Raw genomic sequence first — 22,280 nt, 5'->3', positions numbered from 1 at the left:
TGGGAGCCATGCGCATCGGGTGCGGACTGCCGGTGTCCGGGTCGTGGGCCACGCCGGAGATCCTTGCGGAGATCGCCACCGAGGCGGAGCGGCTCGGCTACGACTCGCTGTGGACCTTCCAGCGGCTGCTGTCGGCGGACGGTCCGATGTACCGCAGCGTCCTCGACCCGATCGTCGCGCTGACCTTCGCCGCCGCCCGGACCAGCCGGATCCGCCTCGGCGTGGCCGTGATCAACCTGCCGTTCGTGTCGCCGGTCGTGCTCGCCAAGCAGGTCGCCACCCTCGACGTGCTCAGCGGCGGCCGGGTCGATCTCGGGCTCGGCGCCGGCTGGTCGTCCGACGAGTTCACCGCGACCGGCGCCTCGATGGCGCGGCGGGCGGCGCGGACCCGCGAATACGTCGCGGTGCTGCGGGCGCTGTGGTCGGGCGCCGCCTCGTTCGACGGCGAGTTCTACACCGTGCCGGACGGCCGCATGGAGCCCCGTCCGGTGCAGCGCCCCGGCGTGCCGATCCTCCTCGGCGGCGCCGTCGAGGCCGCGATCCGCCGGGCGGGTGAGATCGGCGACGGCTGGGTCAGCCGCTCCGCCACCGACCTGTCCGACATCGCGTCGGATGTCGCTCTTGTACGGGAGGGCGCCAGGTCCTCGGGTCGCGCTTCGCCGAGGATCGTCTGCCGCGGTGTGGTCAAGCTCACCGAGACCGAGTTGGACTCCGACGGCCGGCCGCCGCTGTCCGGCAGCTACGAGCAGGTCCGCGAGGGCGCCGCGTGGCTCGGCACGCAGGGCGTCACCGAGGTCTTCTACGACCTGAACTGGGACCCGCTCATCACCCTCGCCCCGGAGGCCGCCCGCGACAGGGCACTCGAGATCCTCCACAACCTCGCCCCGGTGGGATTAAGTTGATGGGCATGTCGCGACCGGTGATCGGACTGACCACCTACGCCGAGGAGACCCGCTTCGGGCTCAACGACACCTTCTCGGCCGTGCTTCCACTGTCCTACGTGCACGCGGTGCACTCCTCCGGCGGCCGGGCGGTCCTCGTGACCCCCGACGACCCCGACATCGACGTCCTGGACGGCCTCGACGGGATCATGTTCACCGGCGGCTCCGACGTGAACCCGGACCTCTACGGCGAGCCGCCCCACGCCACCACGAAGGTCAAGCCCGAGCGTGACACCGCCGAGCTGCTGCTCATGCGCGCCGCGCTCGCCCTGGATCTGCCGCTGCTGGGCATCTGCCGCGGCATGCAGCTGATGTGCGTCGCGTATGGCGGCCGCCTCCACCAGCACCTGCCCGACGTCCTGGGCCACAACGACCACCGCCCCGTCAGCGGCCCCAAGTTCGGCGAGCACCCCGTCGTCCTGACCGGTGGCACCCTCGCCGCCAAGATCCTGGGCGACTCGGTGATGGTCAACTCGTTCCACCACCAGGGCTGCGCCGATCCCGGCACGCTGACCCCGACCGGCTGGTGCCCCGACGACAACCTCATCGAGGTCGTCGAGGACCCGTCGAAGCCCTTCGCCGTCGGCGTCCAGTGGCACCCCGAGGACACCACCGACTTCCGCGTCTTCGCCGCCTTCATCGAAGCCGCCCGCGCCTACCGCGCCTCGGCGTACGCGCGGCCGTGAGCCGGCTCGGCTACTCGCCGGTGGCGGCGGCCTCGTCTCCGGTGGCGGCGGCCTCGTCTCCGGTGGCGGCGGCCTCGTCTCCGGTGGCGGCGGCCTCGTCCGAGGTGCGGTGGTCGATGCGCAGGTCGGGCGCGGTCTCGCGGTAGTGCTCGCGGTCCTCGGAGTCGGCGAGGAGGGCCTCGGCCTGGGCCTTCGGGTCGTCGCTGCCGGCGGCGAGCTCTTCGGGCAGGAGGTCCTCGGCGCGCTGGGAGACGCGGTCGTCGTCGATCATGCTCAGGGGGTTACCCAGACCATGTCGTGTTGATGCGCGTTAGGCTTTTCGGCATGACCGTCCGCGCACCGCTCGCCCCCGGCACGCAAACACCCTGGCGTCAGGTTCCGGCCTCGATCGCGCGCCCCGAGTATGTGGGGAAGCGCGGGCCGAGCAAGCAGCGCGGGTCGGACGTGCAGACCCCGGAGATCATCGAGCGGATGCGGGTGGCGAGCCGGCTCGCCGCGCAGGCGACGGTGCTGGCGGGGGAGCACGCCAAGCCGGGGGTGACGACCGACGAGATCGACCGGGTGGTGCACGAGTTCCTCTGCGACCACGGGGCGTATCCGTCGACGCTGGGCTACAAGGGGTTCCCGAAGTCGTGCTGCACCTCGCTCAACGAGGTGATCTGCCACGGCATCCCCGACTCGACGGTGATCGAGGACGGCGACATCCTCAACGTGGACGTGACGGCGTTCATCGGCGGGGTGCACGGCGACACCAACCAGACGTTCTGCGTCGGTGACGTCACCGAGGAGGCCCGGCTGCTGGTCGAGCGGACCCGCGAGGCGATGATGCGGGGCATCCGGGCCGTCGCGCCCGGCCGGCCGATCAACGCGATCGGGCGGGTCATCGAGGCGTATGCGAAGCGCTTCGGCTATGGCGTGGTGCGCGACTTCACCGGCCACGGCATCAACGAGGTGTTCCACACGGGCCTCTACGTGCCGCACTACGACAACCCGCGGCTCACCACGGTGATGGAGCCCGGGATGACGTTCACGATCGAGCCGATGATCACGCTCGGCACGCACGACTACAACATCTGGAAGGACGGCTGGACGGTCGTCACCAAGGACCGCAGGTGGACCGCCCAGTTCGAGCACACCATCGTGGTGACGGACGACGGCTTCGAGATCCTGACCCTGCCGTGACGAGTCCTGCGGGGCATCCGGCGGGGCACCCCGCGGCGCATCCTGCAGCGCTGGACGCGCATCACCATGCCGACGTCTCGGGTGGGTGGTTGCGGGCCGCGGTGTTCGGGGCGATGGACGGGCTGGTCACCAACATCGCGCTGATCGCCGGGGTCGGCGGTGGCGGGATCGCGCCGCGGACGATCGTGCTGACCGGGGCGGCGGGCCTGGTCGCCGGGGCGATCTCGATGGGGCTGGGCGAGTTCACCAGCGTCCGCGCGCAGAACGAGCAGGTCGCCGCGGAGGTGGCGAAGGAACGGCGGGAGCTGACCCGCTTCCCCCAGGAGGAGGCCGAGGAGCTCGCCAGGATCTGGGAGCGCCGGGGGCTGCCGCCGGACCTGGCGCTGGAGGTCGCCTCGACGCTGGGGCGGGACATCGACGAAGCGGTCCGGGTCCACGCGCAGGAGGAGCTCGGGGTCGACCCGGACGAGGCACCCAGCCCGTGGGTGGCCGCCGGGTCGTCGTTCGTGTGCTTCTCGATCGGCGCGCTGGTGCCGCTGCTGCCGTATCTGCTCGGCGCCACCAGCCTGTGGCCGGCGCTGGCCGCGGGCGGTGGCGGGCTGTTCGTCGCCGGGGCGTTGATCGCCCGGTACACCCGCCGGCGCTGGTGGGCGTCGGGTGTCCGGCAGCTGCTGCTCGGTGCGGCGGCGGCCGGTGCGACGTATCTGGTCGGGAGGGTCATCGGAGTGTGAGACCTGATCGTCCGGGAAGGCGCAGGTGGTGCTCTTCCCGGACGGCAGGGCTCACGAGACGGTGTGTTTAACGACGCGGCTGCATCGTCGGACCGGCCCAAGCGGTGCGGCGCATGTCGGTCTCCTCTCGTTCGGACGCTCGTGGCGTGATGCAACGATCGTCGCGGAGCGGACACGTCCGTGGGGTCCTGCGCCCTTGCGATGGCACGCTTTCGGGAGTACCGGAGGTTTCAGATCTCGCGAGGCCGGATCGCCCTGTTTGTCGGGTTTCTAGGCCTTGCCGGGGAACGCGCTGGTCAGCGGCGTCGTGCCGGCCGCCTGGCGCAGGGCGGCGCCCCGGGTGGCGCAGTCGACGAGCGCGTCGACGGCGAGCTTGCGCACCTCGCCGGAGGTCGGCGGCAGCGCCAGCCGCCACTGTGCGGCCGTGCGGTCCTCCACCATGGCGAGGAGCTTCAGTGCCGACGCGCGGTCGGTGACCGGGAACGGCAGCGCATACGCGGGCGCCGCGGGCGGTGGCGTGACCCCGGCGCCGGACAGCCGGACCACGAGGTCGTCGCGGCGGGCGCGGTGGGCCGACTCGGCGTTGCGGGCCAGGCCGACCGTCCCGCCGTCGAGCTTGGCGCCGGCGGTGCCGTAGGCGTAGATGGCGGCGTGCTCGGCCTGCAGCGCCGCCACGAGCCGCTCGTCGGCGGGCGTCGTCATGTCAGGATCTCCACGTGTGCGGCGCGGCAGGCGGCGATGGAGCCGAGCAGGGCCGCCCGGTAGGACGGAGCGGCCAGGCAGGCGCCGGTCGCGTCGTCCTGGCCGGTCTTCTCCAGCCCGACGAGCTCCTTGATCGCGGCCGCCTGGTCCTGCACGACCGGCCCGGCGGACGCGCTCGCCACCGGCATCGGGCCGTGCTCGTCGATGCCGATCTCGCGGGCCAACGCGACGACGTGCGCGGCGTGGTCGTCCTTGAGCGGGCCGAGCCGGTCCTGCAGGGCGGGGAACGCGGTGAGCACCTCGGCGTAGCGGTCCCGCAGCGCCACCGTGCGGGTGAGCAGCGGCAACAGCACATCGGGCGCCGGGTGCCAGGTCGCCGCGGACCGCTTCGGGACGTCGCAGGCGGCGAGGGTCGCCACCACCCCGGCTGCGGCGGCGAGGACGGCTCTGCGGGAGGACACGCGCACAGTGAACACCATTCTGCGCGATTTGGGGGAACACGACCCGCGGTCGTGGCCTCCGGCGCGACACGGGTGAGACCTCGGGTGGAGACACGGTGGGGACACGGTGGGACCCGGGTGGGGACACGGTGGGAGCGCCGCCGGAACGCCGGAGGTCACGTCGCGTTACGCTCTGCGGGGAGCCGCCCGTGGGTACCGACGCGGGCGGCGTGAGGCCGTGCCAGAGCTGCCGGGTGGGCGTGACGCGCCCATGGCGGTGCAGAGAGAAGGTGTCGATCATGGCTCAGCAGCGGGATCGCCGCAGCGGCGGTTCGCGGGATGCTGGGGCCCGTGACGCCGGCGCGCACCGCGAGCGTCTGCGGAAGGTCGTCGAGCCGGTCGTCGTGGCGGCGGGCTTCGACCTGGAGGAGCTCGAGGTCAGCCGGGTCGGGCGGCGGCACCTGCTGAGGGTCGCGGTCGACAGCGACCGGGGTGTCGACCTGGACGCCGTCGCCGAGGTGTCGCGGGCCGTGTCGGCCGCGCTGGACGAGGCCGAGGCGGGCGGCGACGAGCTGATCGCGGGGGAGTACGAGCTGGAGGTCGGCTCCCGCGGGGTCGACCGGCCGCTGACCGAGCCGCGGCACTGGCGGCGCAACCGGACCCGCCTGGTGCAGGTCGACGCGGCCGGCGTGCCCGTCACCGGCCGGGTGACGGCGGTGAGCGACACCGGGGTGACCCTGGACGTGGAGGGCGCCGCGCGGACGGTCGCCTTCGAGGACCTCGGCCCCGGCCGGGTGCAGGTAGAGATGAAGCGTCTGGCCGAGCTGCCAGATGACGAAGACGACGACTTCGCGGATGACGAAGACGATGACGACGACGAGGAAGGGGAGGACGAGGCGTGAACATCGACCTGGCGGCGCTCCGCGCGCTGGAGCGTGAGCGGGAGATCCCGTTCGAGACCATCCTCGCGGCGATCGAGACCGCGCTGCTGACCGCGTACCGGCACACCGAGGGGGCCAACCCGCACGCCCGCGTCGAGATCGACCGCAGGAGCGGCGCGGCGTCGGTGCTGGCGCAGGACCTCGACGAGGACGGCACGATCGTCCGCGAGTACGAGGACACCCCGCACGACTTCGGCCGGATCGCGGCGATGACCGCCAAGCAGGTCATCCTGCAGCGGCTGCGCGAGGCGACCGACGAGGTGCACTTCGGCGAGTACGTCGGCCGCGACGGCGACCTGGTCACCGGCGTGATCCAGGCGCACGACGCGCGCGCCGAGAAGGGCATCGTCTCCATCGACCTCGGCAAGATCGAGGGGCTGCTGCCCGCGGCGGAGCAGGTGCCGGGCGAGCGGTATGAGCACGGCCAGCGCATCAAGTGCATCGTGGTCCACGTGGTGAAGGGCTTCCGCGGGCCGCAGGTGACGCTGTCGCGGTCCCACCCCAACCTGGTGAAGCGGCTCTTCGCCCTGGAGGTCCCGGAGATCGCCGACGGGACCGTCGAGATCGCCGCGATCGCACGTGAGGCAGGTCACCGTACGAAGATCGCGGTGCGCACCACGGTCGCCGGGGTCAACGCCAAGGGTGCCTGCATCGGCCCGATGGGTCAGCGGGTCCGGGCCGTCATGAGCGAGCTGCACGGCGAGAAGATCGACATCATCGACTGGTCGGACGACCCGGCCCAGTTCGTCGGCAACGCGCTGTCGCCGGCCAAGGCGCTCAACGTGGAGGTCGTCGACGCGGGTAACCGGGCCGCCCGGGTGACCGTCCCGGACTTCCAGCTTTCCCTGGCCATCGGCCGTGAGGGCCAGAACGCGCGGCTCGCCGCGAGGCTCACCGGCTGGCGCATCGACATCCGCCCGGACAATGCCACGGACGGCGCCGCCGACAACGGTTCGGCCGGCAACGTCGATCACGTCACGGGACCGGGCGCGGCACAAGCCGAAAGCGCAGGGTAGACTTCTTGACGGTTCGTCGCACGCCCCCGGTCCGCACCTGTGTTGGTTGCCGGTTGCGTGCGTCATCCTCCGAGTTACTGCGGTTTGTCGCGATCGAGTCCGGCCCTGACCAGTTCATGGCCGTCCCCGATCCGGCCCGCAGACGGCCGGGTCGGGGAGCGCACCTGCATCCTGATCCGGCTTGCCTGGCGCTAGCGGAGCGTCGGCGCGCCTTCGGGCGGGCCTTGCGTATCGCCGGAGTCCTCGACACCGGCCCGCTGGCCGAAGCCGTCACCCTGGCGGCAGCGGAGCAATCGCAGTGATCGGAACCGCCGATGGTGGGCGCGAGATGCCCCACCCGGACACGCAAGGTAGGACGACGGACATGAGCACACGATGAAGTCCCTGAGATGACCAGGCTTCAAGTGCACGAGTGAGGTCGGCGCGGACCCATGCCGCCCGGCCTCGAGGTGAGGAGTGTAGTGGCAGGCAAGGCCCGCGTACACGAGCTGGCAAAAGAGCTCGGGGTCGAGAGCAAGACCGTGCTCGCAAAGCTGCAGGAGCTTGGCGAGTACGTGAAGTCCGCATCCAGCACGGTCGAGGCGCCAGTGGCGCGCCGGCTGCGAGCGAGCTTCGAATCCGGAGGGGCCGCACCGGCACCCTCGGCTCCTCCTGCGCCGGCATCGTCGGCTCCCTCGGCCGCGCCAGTGCCCACGGCACCGCGTCCGGGCCCGGCAGTCCCGGCAGCCAAGCCCTTCGCGCCCCCGAAGCGGCCGCAGCCGCCCGCGGGTGGCGGACCCGGTGGCGGGCGTGGCCCGATCCCCGGCCCGCCGCGCCCCGCGGCTCCCGCGGTCAAGCCGACGAGCGCGCACGACATCGAGGTGGCGGCCGCCGAGCAGCGTGCCGCCGCGCTGAAGGCGGACCAGGACGCGGCCCTGAAGGCCGCGAAGGAGGCCCGCCAGCGGGAGACCACCAGGCGTGAGAGCACGCCGCCGCCCAGCGGTGGTGCGCCGACGCCCGGCCCGCGTCCCGGTCCGGCGACGCCGGCGCCCCAGCCGGGTGCCGCGCCGACCCCGGGTGCCCCACGTCCAGGCCAGGGGCCTCGTCCCGGCGGCGCCCGCCCGCCGGCGCGCTCCCCGGGCAACAACCCGTTCGGTGTCTCCGGCGGCGCTCCGGCGCGGCCCGCACCGGGTGGCGGCAACATCCCGCGGCCCAACCCGGCCGCGATGCCTCCGCGGCCCAACCCGGCCTCGATGGGCGGCCCCCGGCCCAACCCGTCGCAGATGCCGAGCCAGCGTCCGGGTCGCCCGGCCGGTGGGCCCGGTGACCGTCCCGGTCGTCCGGGTGGCGGTCCCGGCGGTGGCGGCGGTGGCTTCCGCTCCGGCGGCGGCGGCGGTCGTCCCGGCGGTCCCGGTGGCGGCGGCGGTGGCGGTTTCCGTCCCGGTGGCGGCGGCGGTGCCGGTGGCGGTTTCCGTCCCGGTGGCGGCGGCGGCGCCGGAGCCGGTGGTGGCTACCGTCCCGGTGGCGGCGGCGGCGCGCCCGGCGCGGGCGTCGGCGGTGCCGGTCGTCCCGGTGGCGGCGGTGCCGGTGGCCGTGGTCGCGGCGGCGGTGCCGCGGGTGCCTTCGGGCGTCCCGGTGGCCGGCCCACCCGTGGCCGCAAGTCCAAGAAGCAGCGCAGACAAGAGTTCGACAACCTGTCCGCGCCGACGATGGGTTCGGGCGCTCCCCGGGGTCAGGGTCAGTCGATCCGGCTCCCGCAGGGTGCCTCCCTGTCCGACTTCGCGGACCGGATCAACGCCAACCCGGGCTCGCTCGTCCAGGAGATGTTCAACCTGGGTGAGATGGTGACGGCGACCCAGTCGTGCACCAACGAGACCCTGCTGCTGCTCGGTGAGCACCTGGGCTTCAACGTCGAGATCGTCAGCCCCGAGGACGAGGACCGCGAGCTGCTCGCGCGCTTCGACATCGACATCGATGCCGACGTCGACGAGGAGCGCCTGGTCATCCGGCCGCCGGTCGTGACCGTCATGGGTCACGTCGACCACGGTAAGACGAAGCTGCTCGACGCGATCCGCTCCACCAACGTCGTGGCCGGCGAGGCCGGTGGCATCACCCAGCACATCGGTGCCTACCAGGTGCACGTGCCGCACGGCGAGGACGGCGAGGACCGCGCGATCACCTTCATCGACACCCCGGGTCACGAGGCGTTCACCGCCATGCGTGCCCGTGGTGCGCAGGCCACGGACATCGTGGTCCTGGTGGTCGCGGCCGACGACGGCGTCATGCCCCAGACGATCGAGGCGTTGAACCACGCCCAGGCGGCCGAGGTGCCGATCGTGGTCGCGGTCAACAAGATCGACAAGGAGAACGCCAACCCGGCCAAGGTGCGTCAGGAGCTGACGCAGTACGGCCTGGTCGCCGAGGAGTACGGCGGCGAGACCATGTTCGTCGACATCTCCGCGAAGAGCCGCATCAACATCGAGGGTCTCCTCGAGGCCGTGCTGCTCACCGCCGACGCCGCGCTCGACCTGCGCGCGCCGATCGACGGTCCGGCGCAGGGCATCGCGATCGAGTCGCACCTCGACCGTGGCCGTGGTCCCGTCGCCACCGTGCTGGTGGAGAAGGGCACGCTCAACGTCGGTGACTCGATCGTCGCCGGCCGTGCCTACGGCCGCGTCCGGGCGATGCTCGACGAGAACGGCACGCCCGTGCCGTCCGCGGGGCCGGCCCGTCCGGTCCTGGTGCTCGGTCTGACTTCGGTGCCCGGCGCCGGTGACACGTTCCTCGCCACCGACGACGACCGCACCGCGCGCCAGATCGCCGAGCAGCGGCAGGCCCGCCGCCGCGCGGCCGAGATGGCCTCGCGCACCGGCCGGGTCACCCTGGAGAACCTGTTCGACCAGCTCAAGGAGGGCGAGAAGACCACGCTCAACCTCATCCTCAAGGGTGACGGTTCGGGTTCGGTCGAGGCGCTCGAGGACGCACTGGTCAAGATCGTCGTCGCCGACGAGGTCCAGCTCCGGATCATCCACCGGGGCGTGGGCGCCGTCACCCAGGACGACGTCAACCTGGCGAGCGCGTCCGACGCGATCGTCATCGGGTTCAACGTGCGGGCCGAGGGTCGCATCCGCGAGCTGGCCGACCGCGAGGGCGTGGAGATCCGGTACTACACGGTCATCTACCAGGCCATCGAGGAGATCGAGACCGCGCTCAAGGGCATGCTCAAGCCCATCTACGAGGAGGTCGAGCTCGGCACGGCGGAGATCCGCGAGGTCTTCCGCTCGTCGCGCTTCGGCAACATCGCGGGCTGCATCGTCCGCACCGGGCTCATCCGGCGCAACAGCAAGGCGCGCCTGCTCCGCGACGGGGCTGTCATCTCCGACAACCTCACCATCGCGGGCCTGCGCCGCTTCAAGGACGACGCCACCGAGGTCCGCGAGGGCTTCGAGTGCGGTATCACGCTCGGCAACTTCAACGACATCCAGCTCGGTGACGTCATCGAGACCTGGGAGCTGCGGGAGAAGCCGCGCGGCTGATGCCGTCCAGCTGAGAGGGGCCGCCGCGGGTTCGCGGCGGCCCTTTCTTTGATGTTGGTTTCGGGCGTACCGTCGATGCGTCATGAACCTCGTCTGGTGGTCGATCGAGGTCCGCGACGGGGCTACCCCGGCGCGGCAGTGGCGGGACGCCTGGTCGCGGTCGCTGCTCGAGGCCGCTGTGACGCACGGGGCGCATGACTTCATCTGGCAGGCCGAGCCGTTCGGGGTCGTGCTGGAGCTCGGCTTCGCCGAGACCGGCGACTGGGACCGCTTCCGGAGCCTTCCGGCCGTGACCGCCGCCGTCGACGCGGTCGACCCGACGTCGATCTACGTGTACCCGGGCCTCGGCGGCGGCGCCGGCGCCGGGCTGCCCCGGCGCAGCCCGCGCCCGATCGTCGAGGACGCCGCACCACTCCCGGTCTCACCTGCTTTTATCTTGGTGGCCAGACTTCCGTAGAGTCGTTAGGATCTTGGGCCGTGTATACCGGAACCGCGGTCTTCGACATGCTTCTGCCCGGTGACTCCCGTTCACTGAAGGCCAAGCGCGCCTACGTGCGGCCGCTGGTGGCCTACCTGCGCAAGTTCGAGGTGTCGGTCGCCGAGGTCGGCGCCCTCGACCTGCACGGACGCGCCGAGGTCGGCGTCGCGGTGGTCGCCGCCGAGGCCGGGCACGTGCGGGAGGTCCTGGACACCATCGAGCGGGCGGTCGCGGGCCGCCCCGAGATCGAGTTGCTCTCCGTGCGCCGCCGGCTGCACGGTGACGATGACGAGTAAACCCGCGCCTGGTCCGGGGCGCTGGACGCGGCCTCCAGGTCGCGGCGCGGGTAGTGTCAGAGCGTTGGTCAGATCGTTTTGGCTGCGGAGGTGTTCGAGATGACGGATCCGGCAAAGGTGCGCCGGCACGCCGAGCGGGTGAAAGAGCTCGTCGCATCGGTGGTGCGGACGCAGGTCAAGGACCCTCGGCTGGGGATGATCACGATCACCGACGCGCGGATCACCGCTGATCTGCGTGAGGCGACCGTGTTCTACACGGTGCTCGGTGACGCGACGGCACAGTCGGGCACCGCGGCGGCGCTGGAGAGCGCCAAGGGGCTGCTGCGTTCGACCGTCGGCAAGGCCCTGGGGCTGCGCCACTCGCCGAGCCTCACCTTCGTGCACGACGACGTGACGGAGCACGTGAAGCACATCGACGACCTGCTGGCGACCGCGCGCAACGCCGACGCGGAGGTCCAGCGACGGGCCGCCGGGGCGCACTATGCGGGCGACGCCCAGCCCTACAAGGTCGACGACGAGGCGGGGGCCGAAGGCGCCGACGACGAGGTCGTCGTCGGCCAGGACCGTCGGTGACCGCACCGCAACCGTCGCCCGGGGAGTGGGCCGCAGCTGTCTCAGCGCTGCGCGGCCTGCCCCCGGGCGCTCGCGTGCTGCTCGCCTGCCACGTCAACCCCGACGGTGACGCCCTCGGCAGCATGCTCGGCTTCGCGCTGGGGCTGCGCCGCTTCGCCCCGTCGCTGGTCGTCGAGGCGACCTTCCCCGGCCCGCTGACCGTGCCCGCGCCCTTCGACGAGCTGCCGGGCGTGTCCATGCTGGTGCCGGCGGCCGCCGTCACGCCGCCCGCGCCCACGCCCGACGCGATGCTGGTCTTCGACGCCGCCAGCGTCGAGCGGCTCGGCGACCTCGCCGGCGTGCTGGCCGCCGCCCCGGTCGGCATCGTGCTCGACCATCACGCGTCCAACCCCGGCTTCGGGGCCGTCAACCTCATCGACCCGTCCGCCGCCGCGACGTCGGTCGTCGCCGAGGGGCTGCTCGGCCGGCTCGGCGTGGCCCTGGACGCCGAGATCGCCGAGTGCCTGTACGTGGCGCTCGCCACCGACACGGGCTCTTTCAAGCACAGCTCGACCACGCCGGCGGTGCACGAGCTCGCGGCCCGGCTCATCGCCACCGGCATCCCCGTCGGCGACATCTCCCGCCGCCTGTTCGACACCCGGCCCCACCGCGCGGTCCGGCTCTTCGGCGTGGCCCTGGCCCGCACCGCGTTCGAGCCCGCCGGCGGGCTCGGCCTCGCGTGGACCTACGTGACGCTGGACGACCTCGCCGAGTTCGGCCAGCCCGCGGGCGCGGTGGAGGCGCTCATCGACTCCGTGCGCTGCGTCGCGGAGGCCGACGTCGCCTGCGTGGTGAAGCCCATCGGGCCGCACGAGTGGTCGGTCTCGCTGCGCAGCAAGGGCGCCGTCGACGTCAGCCGGGTCGCCGTCGGTCTCGGCGGCGGCGGGCACCGCTTCGCGGCCGGGTTCAGCGCGACCGGCACGGTCGACGAGGTGATCGCCGCGATCCGCACCGCGCTCACGGAATCGGTCGTCCTGGCAGATCAGGGTTAAACGGGGGCTGACATCGCTGGCACACCGGGTGTCGCGCCGGTGACAATCGATGGATGGACCGACCTGAGCTGGTTGCGGAGGTCGACCGGGGCTGGGCCCGCCCGGTTGTGCTCGCCCCGGTCTTCGCCCTGATCGCCCTGGTGGGCGGGGCGCTGCCGTCGTTCTCCCTGCGGGCCAACCTGCTCGTCCTCGGCGCCGGGGGAGCGCTGCTGTGGCTCGGCATGTCCGCCACCGTGCCGAAGCGTCCCGCGCCGGCGCGACTGCCCCGGGCGGCGGCGTGGTGGCTGCTGCCGGTCGGGCTCTTCGCGGTCATCGAGGGCGTCACGTTCCTGATCGGGTCGCGGGCCTATCCGACGCTGTCCCGCCTCGCCGACCCCTTGCTGGAGCACTACCTGGCCCGCGCCGCCGCCTACTTCGGCTGGCTGTGGGCCTTCTGGGCGATGGTGCGGCGATGACGGTCGCGCGGGCGGGGAAGGCAGCGATGGCGGGGGTGCGGCGATGACGGTTGCGCAGGTGGGCATCGCGGCCGCGTTCGCCGTGTCGCTGGGGCTCTTCGCGGTGGTCGAGATCGCCGCCCGGCGGGAGGGCTCGAAGGTGCCGACGCTCGGCGAGGTCTGCGGCGTCGTCATGCGCTACCGGGTCGGCCCGCTGCCGGTCGGCCGGATCGCGATGTTCGGCTTCTGGTGGTGGCTCGGCTGGCACTTCCTGGCGCGTTGACGAGCGTCCTGCCGTACGCCCCGACGAACGCCCTGACGGACTTCCGACAGGTGAACCCGCCGGTAACTGCGTCCAGATCGCGGGATGACGTCGCACATCGTGGAACTGAACGATAGCTTAGGAATATGCGCATCGTACGAATTCTTCGCTGCCCGTCCCGGGGCTGACCGCTTCCAGCGGAACCCGGCGGCGGGCGTCTCACGGCCCAGGAAACACCACAGCCGCCAAGCGAGGAACAGATGCGCCAGACCCACCGATCCACGTTGCAGGCCGACACCACCCACAGTCGGTCTCCTCGTCGTGTGTTGGCGTGGCCGCCGGTGACCCCGGCGCCCCTGCGATCGGACCGTCGATACTCCAACCGCGTCACCGAGTCAGGAGACCGTCATGCCTGAGCAGCCGAAGTCCCAGCCCAAGCCGCAGGAGCCCACCACCGAGACGCGTGAGCGCGCCCGTGCCGCCCTGCAGATGTCGATGGACCGCCGGGGCTGATCACCCTGTAAGTAGCGTGTAGGGAGGCTTCTCCTTACGCTGTCGCGGTGACCCCGATGCGTCGTGTCGCCGCCCTCGCCCTGCCCGCGCTCGTGGTGCTCGCCGCCGAGCCGCTCTACGTCCTCGTCGACACGGCGGTCGTCGGGCACCTCGGCCGCGAGGAGCTGGGTTCGCTCGCCATCGGCGGACAGATCATGGCGCTCGCCGTCTGGCTGGGCAACGTGCTCGCCTACGGCACCACCGGCCGCGCCGCGCGCCGCTTCGGCGCCGGGCAGCGCGGTGCCGCGGTCGCCGAGGGCGTCCAGGCGTCCTGGCTGGCCTTCGCCGGCGGGGTCGTCATCATGGTGGTCCTCGAGGTGTTCGCCGGGCCGCTGACCCGTGCCGTCGCGGGGTCGCCCGGCCCGGTCGCCGACGGCGCCGCCGACTGGCTGCGCATCGCCGCCCTGGGCGCGCCCGGCCTGCTGCTCGGCACCGCGGGCAACGGGTGGATGCGCGGCGTGCAGGACACCCGCCGCCCGCTCTACTACGTGCTCGGCGCCAACGCGCTGTCGGCCGTGCTCTGCCCCCTGCTCGTGCACCCGCTGGGGTTCGGCCTGGCCGGCTCCGCGATCGCGAACGTCGTCGCGCAGACGGCGGCCGGCCTGCTGTTCGTCCGGGCGCTGCTGACCGAGCGGGTCCCGCTGCGGCCGCACCTGGACGTGATCCGCCACCAGCTGGTGCTCGGCCGCGACCTGCTGCTGCGCGGTGCGGCGTTCCAGGCGTGCTTCCTGTCCGCGTCGGCGGTCGCGGCCCGCTTCGGCACCGCCAGCCTCGCCGCGCACCTCATCGCGATCCAGCTGTTCTTCTTCACCGCGCTCGCCCTGGACGCTGTCGCGATCGCCGCGCAGTCCCTCGTCGGCGCCGCGCTCGGCGGCGAGCAGGTCGACGAGGCACGCCTGCTCGCCCGCCGCATCACCGCCGCCGGGCTGGTCTCCGGCGCCGTGTTCGCGGTCCTGGTCGCGGCCGCCCTCGCCACCGTCCGGCCCTGGTTCGGCGCCGATGATCAGGTGTACGCCCAGGCGAAGACCGCCTGGTGGTGGTTCGTCGCGATGATGCCGGCCGCCGGCGTGGTCTTCGCGCTCGACGGGGTCTTCCTCGGCGCCGGCGACGTGCGGTACCTGCGCAACCTCACGTTCGTCTCGGCGCTCGGCGGCTTCCTGCCCGGCATCTGGCTGGCGTACCTGCTCGACGCCGGCCTGCGCGGGGTGTGGGTCGCACTGTGCCTGTTCATCGCGCTGCGCCTGGGCGGCCTGCTGTGGCGCCTCACCGGCGACAAATGGGCGGTGGCCGGCGCGGTCCGCTGACATACTGCGCGCCGTGGACGCACAGCTCACGGCCGCGCAGCTGGAGGCGCTCGGGCACGTGCGGGCGGCGGCCGGCCCGCGCACCGACCCGGTCGACGCCGTCGTGACGATCAACTTCCATCCCGACCGCATCGACGCCGGCGGCCGCACCGTGATCGCGGGGCTGCTTGCCGACGGCCGGTTCCGCAGCCAGTTCGAGACCGGAATCTCCAACGGCGGCCTCACGGCGCACCCGGGCGGCGACCGCGACCGCTGGGAGGAGCGCATGTTCGGCGGCGCCTACCAGCGGCCCGGCGTCGTGCCCGCCGACCGGCCCAAGTACGGCGCCCTCGACCTGCGCCGCCACCCGGCCGGCGCCGCCCGCCGCTTCGGCTCCGCCCACCTGCGCCTGCGCCCAGAGGTCAACACGCGCGCCACGTTCACCCTGGGGGACAGCTTCCACGAGCCCCGGGAGGCGGGCGTGTTCGACGCGTTGGCGCCGGTACTGGCGGGCCTCGCCGACCACGTCGCCGCGGCCGGACCGCTCGACGACTACGTCGAGGCGCAGGTCCACGGCCCCGTCGACCTCGCCCGGGACGTGGCGGCGCTCGTCCTCGACGACAGCTTCGCCGGCCACCTGCCCGCCGCGGAGACGCTCGCGGACCGGTACGGCATCAAGCTCGAATGGCGGGCGGGGCCGCGCCTGAGCCCGGACGAGATCGACGACGAGTTCCGGGGTCCCGAGGTGCGCCCCCTGGCGGTGCTGCTGTGTGAGCGCTGGTCGCGGCCCTTCGTCGACGCCGAGCTGATCGGCCGCGCCGCCCGCGCCGCCCACGCCGATCCCGAGCGGCTACAGCTGTTGAAGTACCTGTGGCACACCCTCACTGTGCACGGCGGTTAGGCTGACCCGTCGTGGCGCAGAAGGCAGCAACGCAGGGCGGGCTCGTCGTCGTCGACAAGCCCGGCGGGATGACCTCGCACGACGTGGTGTCGCGGATGCGGCGGCTGGCGAAGACCCGCAGGGTCGGGCACGGCGGCACCCTCGACCCGATGGCGACCGGGGTGCTCATCATCGGCGTGGAGAAGGCGACCCGGCTGCTCACGTACGTCATCGGCAGCACCAAGGAGTACCGCGGCACGATCCGGCTCGGGCAGGCGACCGTCACCGACGACGCCGAGGGCGAGATCGTGTCCACTGTGGACGCGAGCGGGGTCACCGACGGCGACGTGCACGCCGGGCTCGCCCCGCTGCGCGGGGAGATCCTGCAGGTGCCCAGCGCCGTGTCGGCGATCAAGGTGAACGGGGTCCGCTCCTACCACCGGGTCCGCTCCGGCGAGGAGGTCGCGCTGCAGGCCCGGCCGGTCACCGTCGCCCGCCTCGAGGTGCTCGGCATCAACCGCTCGGACACGTGGGTCGACGTCGACGTCGACGTCGCGTGCTCGTCCGGGACGTACATCCGCGCGCTCGCCCGGGACCTCGGCGCGGCGCTCGGCGTCGGCGGGCACCTGACCGCGCTGCGCCGCACGGCCGTCGGCGCGTTCACCCTCGCCGAGGCGGCGACCCTGGACGAGCTGGCCGAGCGGGACGACCCGGTCACGATGCCGCTGCCGGCCGCCGCCGCACGGTCCTTCCCCCGCCGCGACGCCGACGAGGTCGAGGCGAAGACGCTCTCGCACGGCGGGTCGCTCGCCCCGATCGGGGTCGCCGAGCCGTACGCGGTCTTCGCGCCGGACGGCAGCGTGCTCGCCATCGTCCGGGAGAAGGACGGCCGGGCGCGGCCGGAGATCGTGCTCGTGCCCTGACACCACCGGTACACCTGCCGCAAACGTAAAACGAGCGCCCGCCGCGACCCGTACACCCGCCGCAAATGTCACACGAGCGGCTGTCGCCACCCGTACACCTGCCGGAAACGCCACAAGAGTTAGGCTCGCAACCATGCAGCGGTGGCGGGGAACGCAGGCAGCGCCGGGTGGATGGGGGCGCGCGGTCACCACGATCGGCGTCTTCGACGGCGTGCACCGGGGGCACCAGCAGGTGATCGGGCACGTCGTGAAGCGGGCCGGCGAGCTGGGCGTGCGGTCGGTCGTGCTGACCTTCGACCCTCACCCGTCGGAGGTGGTCCGGCCCGGGTCGCACCCGGCGGTGCTGAGCGAGCCGTCCCGCAAGGCGGAGCTGATCGAGGCGCTCGGCGTCGACGTGCTGTGCGTCATCCCGTTCACTGTCGAGTATTCACACCTGTCGCCGGAGGCGTTCGTCCACGACGCGCTGGTCGAGCACCTGCACACCGCGCTGGTCGTGGTGGGGGAGAACTTCCGGTTCGGCCACAAGGCCGCCGGTGACCTGCAGCTGCTGCACCGGCTCGGGCGCACGTTCGGCTTCGGGGTGGAGGGCGCGCCGCTGGTGGCCGACGAGGGCACCGTGTTCTCCTCGACCTACATCCGGGCCTGCGTCGACGCGGGTGACGTGGTCGCCGCCGCCCGCGCGCTGGGCCGCCCGCACCGCGTCGAGGGCGTCGTCGTGCGGGGCGACCAGCGCGGCCGTGAGCTGGGCTTCCCCACGGCCAACCTGCTGACCGCGCCGAACGCCGCGGTCCCCGCCGACGGCATCTACGCCGCCTGGGTGACCCGCGACCGGGACGGCGAGCCGCACCGCGCGGCGGTCTCCATCGGCACCAACCCGACGTTCTCCGGCAAGGAGCGGCGGGTCGAGTCCTTCCTGCTCGACTTCGCCGGCGACCTCTACGGCGAGCGGATCGCCGTCGACTTCGTCGAACGCCTCCGTGAGCAGCGGGTGTACACCGGCGTCGAGCCGCTGGTCGAGCAGATCCACGACGACGTCGCACAGGCCAGACGAGTGCTGGACCGTCCCGTCTGTTAGCCTTGTGTCGACGCCGGGTGACCGGCGGGGGTCAGGCTGCCTGCACGACGCCGCGGGGCTGGCCCGTTCAGATCCAACCTTTAAGGGAGAACATGGCGCTCGACTCTGCGCAGAAGACCGAGATCATGGGCAAGTACGCGACCGGCGAAGGGGACACCGGCTCGCCGGAGGTCCAGGTCGCGATGCTGACCAAGCGGATCGCGGACCTCACCGAACACCTCAAGAAGCACAAGCACGACCACCACAGCCGGCGCGGCCTGCTGCTGCTGGTCGGCCGTCGCCGCCGCCTGCTCAACTACCTGCAGCGCAGCGACATCGCCCGCTACCGCTCGTTGATCGAGCGGCTCGGCCTGCGGCGATAACGACTCGCACGGTGGGGAGCGGCGTCCATGCGTCGCTCCCCTTCGTGTAGTGACACACTGGTATGGAGCAGTCGCCCCGCCGAGCGTGTCGGCGCACCGGTCCTCGGTAGTGGCTTCCGGGCAGATCAGCCCCGTGAGCTTCGATCGAAGACCGGCCGCAGACAGCTCCGCCTGGGCGCACCACAACCCGAAGGAGCACCACAACACATGACCGAGCAGAGCAATCTCGGTACGCACTCCAGCACCGCGGTCATCGACAACGGCGCGTTCGGCACCCGGGAGATCACGTTCTCCACGGGCCGCCTCGCCCGTCAGGCCGCCGGTTCCGCGCTCGCCCAGCTGGGTGAGACGGTCGTGCTGTCGGCGACGACGGCCGGCAAGTCGCCGAAGGACCAGTTCGACTTCTTCCCGCTGACGGTCGACGTCGAGGAGCGGATGTACGCCGCGGGCCGGATCCCCGGCTCGTTCTTCCGCCGCGAGGGCCGTCCCAGCGAGGACGCGATCCTCACCTGCCGCCTGATCGACCGGCCGCTGCGCCCCAGCTTCGTCAAGGGCCTGCGCAACGAGGTCCAGGTGGTCGAGACGATCCTCGCCCTCGACCCGGCCCACCCCTACGACGTCGTGGCGATCAACGCCGCCTCGATGTCCACCAAGCTGTCCGGTCTGCCGTTCTCCGGCCCGATCGGCGCCACCCGCATGGCCCACGTCGACGGCCAGTGGATCGCGTTCCCGACGCTCGAGGAGCTCGGCCGCGCCACGTTCGACATGGTCGTCGCCGGCCGCACCCTGCCCGACGGCGACGTCGCGATCATGATGGTCGAGGCCGAGGCGACGGAGCACACCGTGGCCCTCGTCGCCGGCGGCGCGCCCGCGCCGACCGAGGAGGTCGTGGCCGGTGGCCTCGAGGCCGCCAAGCCCGCCATCCGCGAGCTGTGCCGGGCCCAGTCCGAGCTGGCGGCCGTCGCCGCGAAGCCGGTCCAGGAGTTCCCGACCTTCCTCGACTACCAGCCCGACGCCTACGAGGCCGTCGCCGGCGCGGTCAAGGACGAGGTCTCCGAGGCGCTGCGCATCTCCTCCAAGGCGGAGCGCGAGGAGGCCCTCGACCGGATCAAGGAGGCCGCCTTCCAGCGCCTCGCCGAGGGCTTCGAGGGTCGCGAGAAGGAGATCGGCGCCGCGCTGCGGTCGCTGACCAAGAACGAGGTCCGCGCCCGTGTCCTGCGCGAGCAGGTCCGCATCGACGGCCGCGGCCCGCGCGACATCCGTCCGCTGACCGCCGAGGTCCAGGTGCTCCCGCGGGTGCACGGCTCGGCCCTCTTCGAGCGCGGCGAGACCCAGATCCTGGGCGTCACCACGCTCAACATGCTGCGCATGGAGCAGACGCTGGACACCCTGGCGCCGGAGAAGTCCAAGCGCTACATGCACAACTACAACTTCCCGCCGTACTCGACCGGTGAGACCGGCCGGGTGGGCTCGCCGAAGCGGCGCGAGATCGGCCACGGCGCGCTCGCCGAGCGGGCCCTGATCCCGGTGCTGCCGGCCCGCGAGGAGTTCCCCTACGCGATCCGTCAGGTCTCCGAGGCGCTCGGCTCCAACGGCTCCACCTCGATGGGCTCCGTCTGCGCCTCGACGATGGCGCTGCTGTCCGCCGGTGTGCCGCTGAAGGCGCCGGTCGCGGGCATCGCGATGGGCCTCATCTCCGACGAGGTCGACGGCAAGACCGAGTACGTGACGCTCACCGACATCCTCGGTGCCGAGGACGCCTTCGGCGACATGGACTTCAAGGTCGCCGGCACCCGTGACTTCGTGACGGCCCTGCAGCTGGACACGAAGCTCGACGGCATCCCGTCGGACGTCCTCGCGGGCGCCCTGCAGCAGGCCCACGACGCGCGGCACGTCATCCTCGACGTGATGGCCGAGGCGATCGAGTCGCCGGCCGGCATGAGCCAGTACGCGCCCCGCGTGACCACGGTCAAGATCCCCGTCGACAAGATCGGCATGGTGATCGGGCCCAAGGGCCAGACCATCAACGCGATCCAGGACGAGACCGGCGCCGAGATCAGCATCGAGGACGACGGCACGATCTACGTCGGCGCGACCAACGGCCCGTCGGCCGAGGCCGCGGTCGAGCGGATCAACGCCATCGCCAACCCGACGATGCCGAAGGTCGGCGACAAGTTCCTCGGCACCGTGGTGAAGACGGCCGCGTTCGGCGCGTTCATCTCGCTGCTGCCGGGGCGCGACGGCCTGCTGCACATCTCGAAGGTGGGCAACGGCAAGCGCGTCGACCGGGTCGAGGACTTCCTCAACGTCGGCGACAAGGTCGAGGTGCAGATCGCGGACATCGACAACCGCGGCAAGATCTACCTGGACAAGGTGCTGTCCGAGGCGGAGGCCGCCGCGGCGGCCGAGGCCGCGGCGGCGGGTGGCGGTGCCCCCGCGGGCGGCGACCGGCCGGCCGGCCGGGACCGTGGTGACCGTGGCCCCCGCTCGCGTGAGCGCGGCGACCGTGGTGACCGCGGCGACCGCGGCCCCCGTCAGTCGTCGGCGCCTTCCTCGTCGGAGGGCGGCTCGGACGAGGGTGGCTCCGCCGAGGGCGGCTCCGCCGAGGGTGGCGAGGACGGTGGCGAGTTCCGTCGTCGGCGGAACCGGCACAGCTGAGACATGGTGAGTCGACCGCTGACCCAGACGTTGGCAGATGACCCGCTGGGTGGCACGGTGCGCCGCACCGTGCTGCCCAACGGGCTGCGCATCCTGACCGAGGCAATTCCGTCGATGCGAAGCGTGTCGTTCGGCGTCTGGGTCGGCATCGGCTCACGGGACGAGACCCCGGCACTGTCCGGGGTGTCCCACTTCCTGGAGCACCTGCTCTTCAAGGGCACCAAGCGGCGCAGCGCGCTGGAGATCTCCTCGCAGATCGAGGCGGTCGGCGGGGAGACCAACGCGTTCACCGCCAAGGAGTACACGTGCTACTACGCGCGCGTGCTCGACGCCGACCTGCCGCTCGCCATCGACGTGGTGTGTGACCTGGTCATCGACTCGGTGCTGACCGACGCGGACGTCGAGACCGAGCGTGGCGTGATCCTCGAGGAGATCGCCATGCACGACGACGAGCCCGGCGACGAGGTGCACGACGTCTTCACCGAGGCGATCTTCGGCAACCACCCGCTGGGCCGGCAGATCTCCGGCACCGTGTCGAGCATCTCGGCGCTGACCCGCAAGCAGATCGACGGCTTCTACCGCCGGCGGTACCAGCCGTCGCAGATGGTCGTGGCCGCCGCCGGCAATCTCGACCACGCGAAGGTCGTCAAGGCGGTCCGGGCGGCGTTCTCGGGCCTGTCGGACGCCACGGACCCGGCGCCGCGGCGCTCCCGCACCACGAGGGTGCCGTCCCGGTCCGGGCAGATCGTGGTCCGCGCCAAGGACACCGAGCAGGCGCACGTGGTGCTCGGCTGCGTGGGGTACCCGCGCCAGCACGACAACCGCTTCGCCCTCGGCGCGCTCAACAACGTGCTCGGCGGCGGCATGTCGAGCCGGCTGTTCCAGCAGATCCGCGAGCAGCGCGGGCTGGCCTACTCGGTCTACTCCTTCACGTCGCAGTACAGCGACGCCGGGCTCTTCGGGGTCTACGCCGGCTGCGCGCCCGGCAAGGTCGAGGAGGTCCTCGCCATCACCCGGGACGAGCTGGCCAGGGTCGCGGAGGAGGGCGTCACCGACGTGGAGGTCGAGCGCGGCAAGGGCATGCTCAAGGGCGCCGTCGTGCTGGGCCTGGAGGACACCGGGTCCCGGATGAGCCGTCTCGGCAAGGGTGAGCTGCTGTATGACGAGCTGCTCTCCGTCGACGAGGTGCTGCGCCGGGTCGACCTCGTCACGCCCGAGATGGTCCGTCAGGTGGCCGGCGAGCTGCTGTCGCGCCCGATGTCCCTCGCGGTGATCGGGGAGTTCGACGACAACGCCTTCGCAGGAGCTTTGGGATAAAT

Annotated in this window: 24 protein-coding genes; 21 read left to right on the top strand and 3 right to left on the bottom strand. The window is 72.3% G+C overall.

Features of this window, described 5'->3' with window-relative positions; all coding sequences use genetic code 11:
• Positions 1–8 precede the first annotated feature (8 nt).
• The gene (locus ABZ321_RS02200) at positions 9–902 is read left to right on the top strand and encodes an LLM class flavin-dependent oxidoreductase (protein ID WP_354888670.1); all 894 of its coding nucleotides are present in this window, start codon (positions 9–11) and stop codon (positions 900–902) included.
• A gap of 5 nt (positions 903–907) precedes the next feature.
• Positions 908–1,627: a gamma-glutamyl-gamma-aminobutyrate hydrolase family protein gene (locus ABZ321_RS02195; RefSeq protein WP_344507866.1), complete on the top strand. Its 720-nt coding sequence runs from the start codon at positions 908–910 to the stop codon at positions 1,625–1,627.
• A 10-nt stretch (positions 1,628–1,637) separates the two neighbouring features.
• Here ABZ321_RS02195 and ABZ321_RS02190 read toward each other — a convergent pair whose 3' ends face one another.
• Positions 1,638–1,898, bottom strand: coding sequence for a hypothetical protein (locus ABZ321_RS02190; protein ID WP_354888667.1), 261 nt, complete (start codon positions 1,896–1,898; stop codon positions 1,638–1,640).
• Positions 1,899–1,951: 53 nt separating this feature from the next.
• Between ABZ321_RS02190 and map the strand changes: the two genes are divergently transcribed.
• A complete protein-coding gene (map, locus tag ABZ321_RS02185; protein WP_344507862.1) occupies positions 1,952–2,809 on the top strand; it encodes a type I methionyl aminopeptidase in 858 nt (285 codons plus the stop codon).
• Positions 2,806–3,540 carry a VIT1/CCC1 transporter family protein gene (locus ABZ321_RS02180; RefSeq protein ID WP_344507860.1) on the top strand — a complete coding sequence of 245 codons (735 nt, stop codon included), beginning with the start codon at positions 2,806–2,808 and terminating at the stop codon, positions 3,538–3,540. Before map ends, ABZ321_RS02180 begins: the two co-directional genes overlap by 4 nt.
• A gap of 270 nt (positions 3,541–3,810) precedes the next feature.
• Here the strand turns inward: ABZ321_RS02180 and ABZ321_RS02175 are convergent, their stop codons facing one another.
• The gene (locus tag ABZ321_RS02175) at positions 3,811–4,242 is read right to left on the bottom strand and encodes a ferritin-like domain-containing protein (protein ID WP_344507858.1); all 432 of its coding nucleotides are present in this window, start codon (positions 4,240–4,242) and stop codon (positions 3,811–3,813) included.
• Complete coding sequence (locus ABZ321_RS02170) at positions 4,239–4,703, bottom strand: hypothetical protein (RefSeq protein WP_344507856.1); 465 nt, start codon at positions 4,701–4,703, stop codon at positions 4,239–4,241. Before ABZ321_RS02170 ends, ABZ321_RS02175 begins: the two co-directional genes overlap by 4 nt.
• A 278-nt stretch (positions 4,704–4,981) precedes the next feature.
• Between ABZ321_RS02170 and rimP the strand changes: the two genes are divergently transcribed.
• The 17 genes from rimP to ABZ321_RS02085 all read left to right on the top strand — a co-directional run bounded on the left by rimP (position 4,982) and on the right by ABZ321_RS02085 (position 22,278).
• A complete protein-coding gene (rimP, locus tag ABZ321_RS02165; protein ID WP_344507854.1) occupies positions 4,982–5,584 on the top strand; it encodes a ribosome maturation factor RimP in 603 nt (200 codons plus the stop codon).
• A complete protein-coding gene (gene nusA / locus ABZ321_RS02160; protein ID WP_344507852.1) occupies positions 5,581–6,639 on the top strand; it encodes a transcription termination factor NusA in 1,059 nt (352 codons plus the stop codon). The genes rimP and nusA overlap by 4 nt, the downstream gene beginning before the upstream one ends.
• Before the next feature lie 5 nt (positions 6,640–6,644).
• The gene (locus tag ABZ321_RS02155; RefSeq protein WP_344507850.1) at positions 6,645–6,941 is read left to right on the top strand and encodes a YlxR family protein; all 297 of its coding nucleotides are present in this window, start codon (positions 6,645–6,647) and stop codon (positions 6,939–6,941) included.
• Between the two features lie 159 nt (positions 6,942–7,100).
• Positions 7,101–10,154: a translation initiation factor IF-2 gene (gene infB, locus ABZ321_RS02150; protein WP_354888662.1), complete on the top strand. Its 3,054-nt coding sequence runs from the start codon at positions 7,101–7,103 to the stop codon at positions 10,152–10,154.
• 82 nt (positions 10,155–10,236) lie between these two features.
• A complete protein-coding gene (locus ABZ321_RS02145) occupies positions 10,237–10,611 on the top strand; it encodes a hypothetical protein (protein ID WP_354888659.1) in 375 nt (124 codons plus the stop codon).
• A 20-nt stretch (positions 10,612–10,631) separates the two neighbouring features.
• Complete coding sequence (locus ABZ321_RS02140) at positions 10,632–10,928, top strand: DUF503 domain-containing protein (RefSeq protein ID WP_344507844.1); 297 nt, start codon at positions 10,632–10,634, stop codon at positions 10,926–10,928.
• Between the two features lie 99 nt (positions 10,929–11,027).
• Positions 11,028–11,501: a 30S ribosome-binding factor RbfA gene (gene rbfA, locus ABZ321_RS02135; protein WP_344507843.1), complete on the top strand. Its 474-nt coding sequence runs from the start codon at positions 11,028–11,030 to the stop codon at positions 11,499–11,501.
• Positions 11,498–12,532: a bifunctional oligoribonuclease/PAP phosphatase NrnA gene (locus tag ABZ321_RS02130; protein WP_354888654.1), complete on the top strand. Its 1,035-nt coding sequence runs from the start codon at positions 11,498–11,500 to the stop codon at positions 12,530–12,532. Before rbfA ends, ABZ321_RS02130 begins: the two co-directional genes overlap by 4 nt.
• A 53-nt stretch (positions 12,533–12,585) precedes the next feature.
• A complete protein-coding gene (locus ABZ321_RS02125; protein ID WP_344507839.1) occupies positions 12,586–12,987 on the top strand; it encodes a hypothetical protein in 402 nt (133 codons plus the stop codon).
• A 43-nt stretch (positions 12,988–13,030) separates the two neighbouring features.
• The gene (locus tag ABZ321_RS02120) at positions 13,031–13,249 is read left to right on the top strand and encodes a DUF6186 family protein (RefSeq protein WP_344507837.1); all 219 of its coding nucleotides are present in this window, start codon (positions 13,031–13,033) and stop codon (positions 13,247–13,249) included.
• A gap of 548 nt (positions 13,250–13,797) precedes the next feature.
• Positions 13,798–15,084 carry an MATE family efflux transporter gene (locus tag ABZ321_RS02115; protein WP_344508173.1) on the top strand — a complete coding sequence of 429 codons (1,287 nt, stop codon included), beginning with the start codon at positions 13,798–13,800 and terminating at the stop codon, positions 15,082–15,084.
• 13 nt (positions 15,085–15,097) lie between these two features.
• Positions 15,098–15,964, top strand: a complete 867-nt coding sequence (locus ABZ321_RS02110; protein ID WP_344507835.1) for a DUF3626 domain-containing protein — start codon at positions 15,098–15,100, stop codon at positions 15,962–15,964.
• Positions 15,965–15,975: 11 nt separating this feature from the next.
• Positions 15,976–16,866: a tRNA pseudouridine(55) synthase TruB gene (gene truB, locus ABZ321_RS02105; protein ID WP_344507833.1), complete on the top strand. Its 891-nt coding sequence runs from the start codon at positions 15,976–15,978 to the stop codon at positions 16,864–16,866.
• Between the two features lie 133 nt (positions 16,867–16,999).
• Positions 17,000–17,941, top strand: coding sequence for a bifunctional riboflavin kinase/FAD synthetase (locus ABZ321_RS02100; protein WP_344507831.1), 942 nt, complete (start codon positions 17,000–17,002; stop codon positions 17,939–17,941).
• Between the two features lie 92 nt (positions 17,942–18,033).
• Positions 18,034–18,303, top strand: coding sequence for a 30S ribosomal protein S15 (gene rpsO / locus ABZ321_RS02095; protein ID WP_344507829.1), 270 nt, complete (start codon positions 18,034–18,036; stop codon positions 18,301–18,303).
• A 207-nt stretch (positions 18,304–18,510) separates the two neighbouring features.
• Positions 18,511–20,961: a polyribonucleotide nucleotidyltransferase gene (locus ABZ321_RS02090; protein WP_344507827.1), complete on the top strand. Its 2,451-nt coding sequence runs from the start codon at positions 18,511–18,513 to the stop codon at positions 20,959–20,961.
• A 3-nt stretch (positions 20,962–20,964) separates the two neighbouring features.
• Entirely contained in the window at positions 20,965–22,278 is a 1,314-nt protein-coding gene (locus tag ABZ321_RS02085; protein ID WP_344507825.1) for a pitrilysin family protein, read from the top strand.
• Positions 22,279–22,280: the final 2 nt, after the last annotated feature.

This window comes from Dactylosporangium sp. NPDC006015, assembly GCF_040614215.1.
Classification (GTDB): Bacteria; Actinomycetota; Actinomycetes; order Mycobacteriales; family Micromonosporaceae; genus Dactylosporangium; species Dactylosporangium maewongense.
Note: the sequence above shows the minus strand (reverse complement) of the source record. Positions and strands in the feature narration are given on the sequence as shown.

Coding starts and splice junctions, on each gene's coding strand:
- ABZ321_RS02200 (WP_354888670.1), top strand. CDS start 9: ATGCGCATCGGGTGCGGACTGCCGGTGTCCGGGTCGTGGGCCACGCCG.
- ABZ321_RS02195 (WP_344507866.1), top strand. CDS start 908: ATGTCGCGACCGGTGATCGGACTGACCACCTACGCCGAGGAGACCCGC.
- ABZ321_RS02190 (WP_354888667.1), bottom strand. CDS start 1,898: ATGATCGACGACGACCGCGTCTCCCAGCGCGCCGAGGACCTCCTGCCC.
- map (WP_344507862.1), top strand. CDS start 1,952: ATGACCGTCCGCGCACCGCTCGCCCCCGGCACGCAAACACCCTGGCGT.
- ABZ321_RS02175 (WP_344507858.1), bottom strand. CDS start 4,242: ATGACGACGCCCGCCGACGAGCGGCTCGTGGCGGCGCTGCAGGCCGAG.
- rimP (WP_344507854.1), top strand. CDS start 4,982: ATGGCTCAGCAGCGGGATCGCCGCAGCGGCGGTTCGCGGGATGCTGGG.
- ABZ321_RS02145 (WP_354888659.1), top strand. CDS start 10,237: ATGAACCTCGTCTGGTGGTCGATCGAGGTCCGCGACGGGGCTACCCCG.
- rbfA (WP_344507843.1), top strand. CDS start 11,028: ATGACGGATCCGGCAAAGGTGCGCCGGCACGCCGAGCGGGTGAAAGAG.
- ABZ321_RS02125 (WP_344507839.1), top strand. CDS start 12,586: ATGGACCGACCTGAGCTGGTTGCGGAGGTCGACCGGGGCTGGGCCCGC.
- ABZ321_RS02120 (WP_344507837.1), top strand. CDS start 13,031: ATGACGGTTGCGCAGGTGGGCATCGCGGCCGCGTTCGCCGTGTCGCTG.
- ABZ321_RS02115 (WP_344508173.1), top strand. CDS start 13,798: ATGCGTCGTGTCGCCGCCCTCGCCCTGCCCGCGCTCGTGGTGCTCGCC.
- ABZ321_RS02100 (WP_344507831.1), top strand. CDS start 17,000: ATGCAGCGGTGGCGGGGAACGCAGGCAGCGCCGGGTGGATGGGGGCGC.
- rpsO (WP_344507829.1), top strand. CDS start 18,034: ATGGCGCTCGACTCTGCGCAGAAGACCGAGATCATGGGCAAGTACGCG.
- ABZ321_RS02090 (WP_344507827.1), top strand. CDS start 18,511: ATGACCGAGCAGAGCAATCTCGGTACGCACTCCAGCACCGCGGTCATC.
- ABZ321_RS02085 (WP_344507825.1), top strand. CDS start 20,965: ATGGTGAGTCGACCGCTGACCCAGACGTTGGCAGATGACCCGCTGGGT.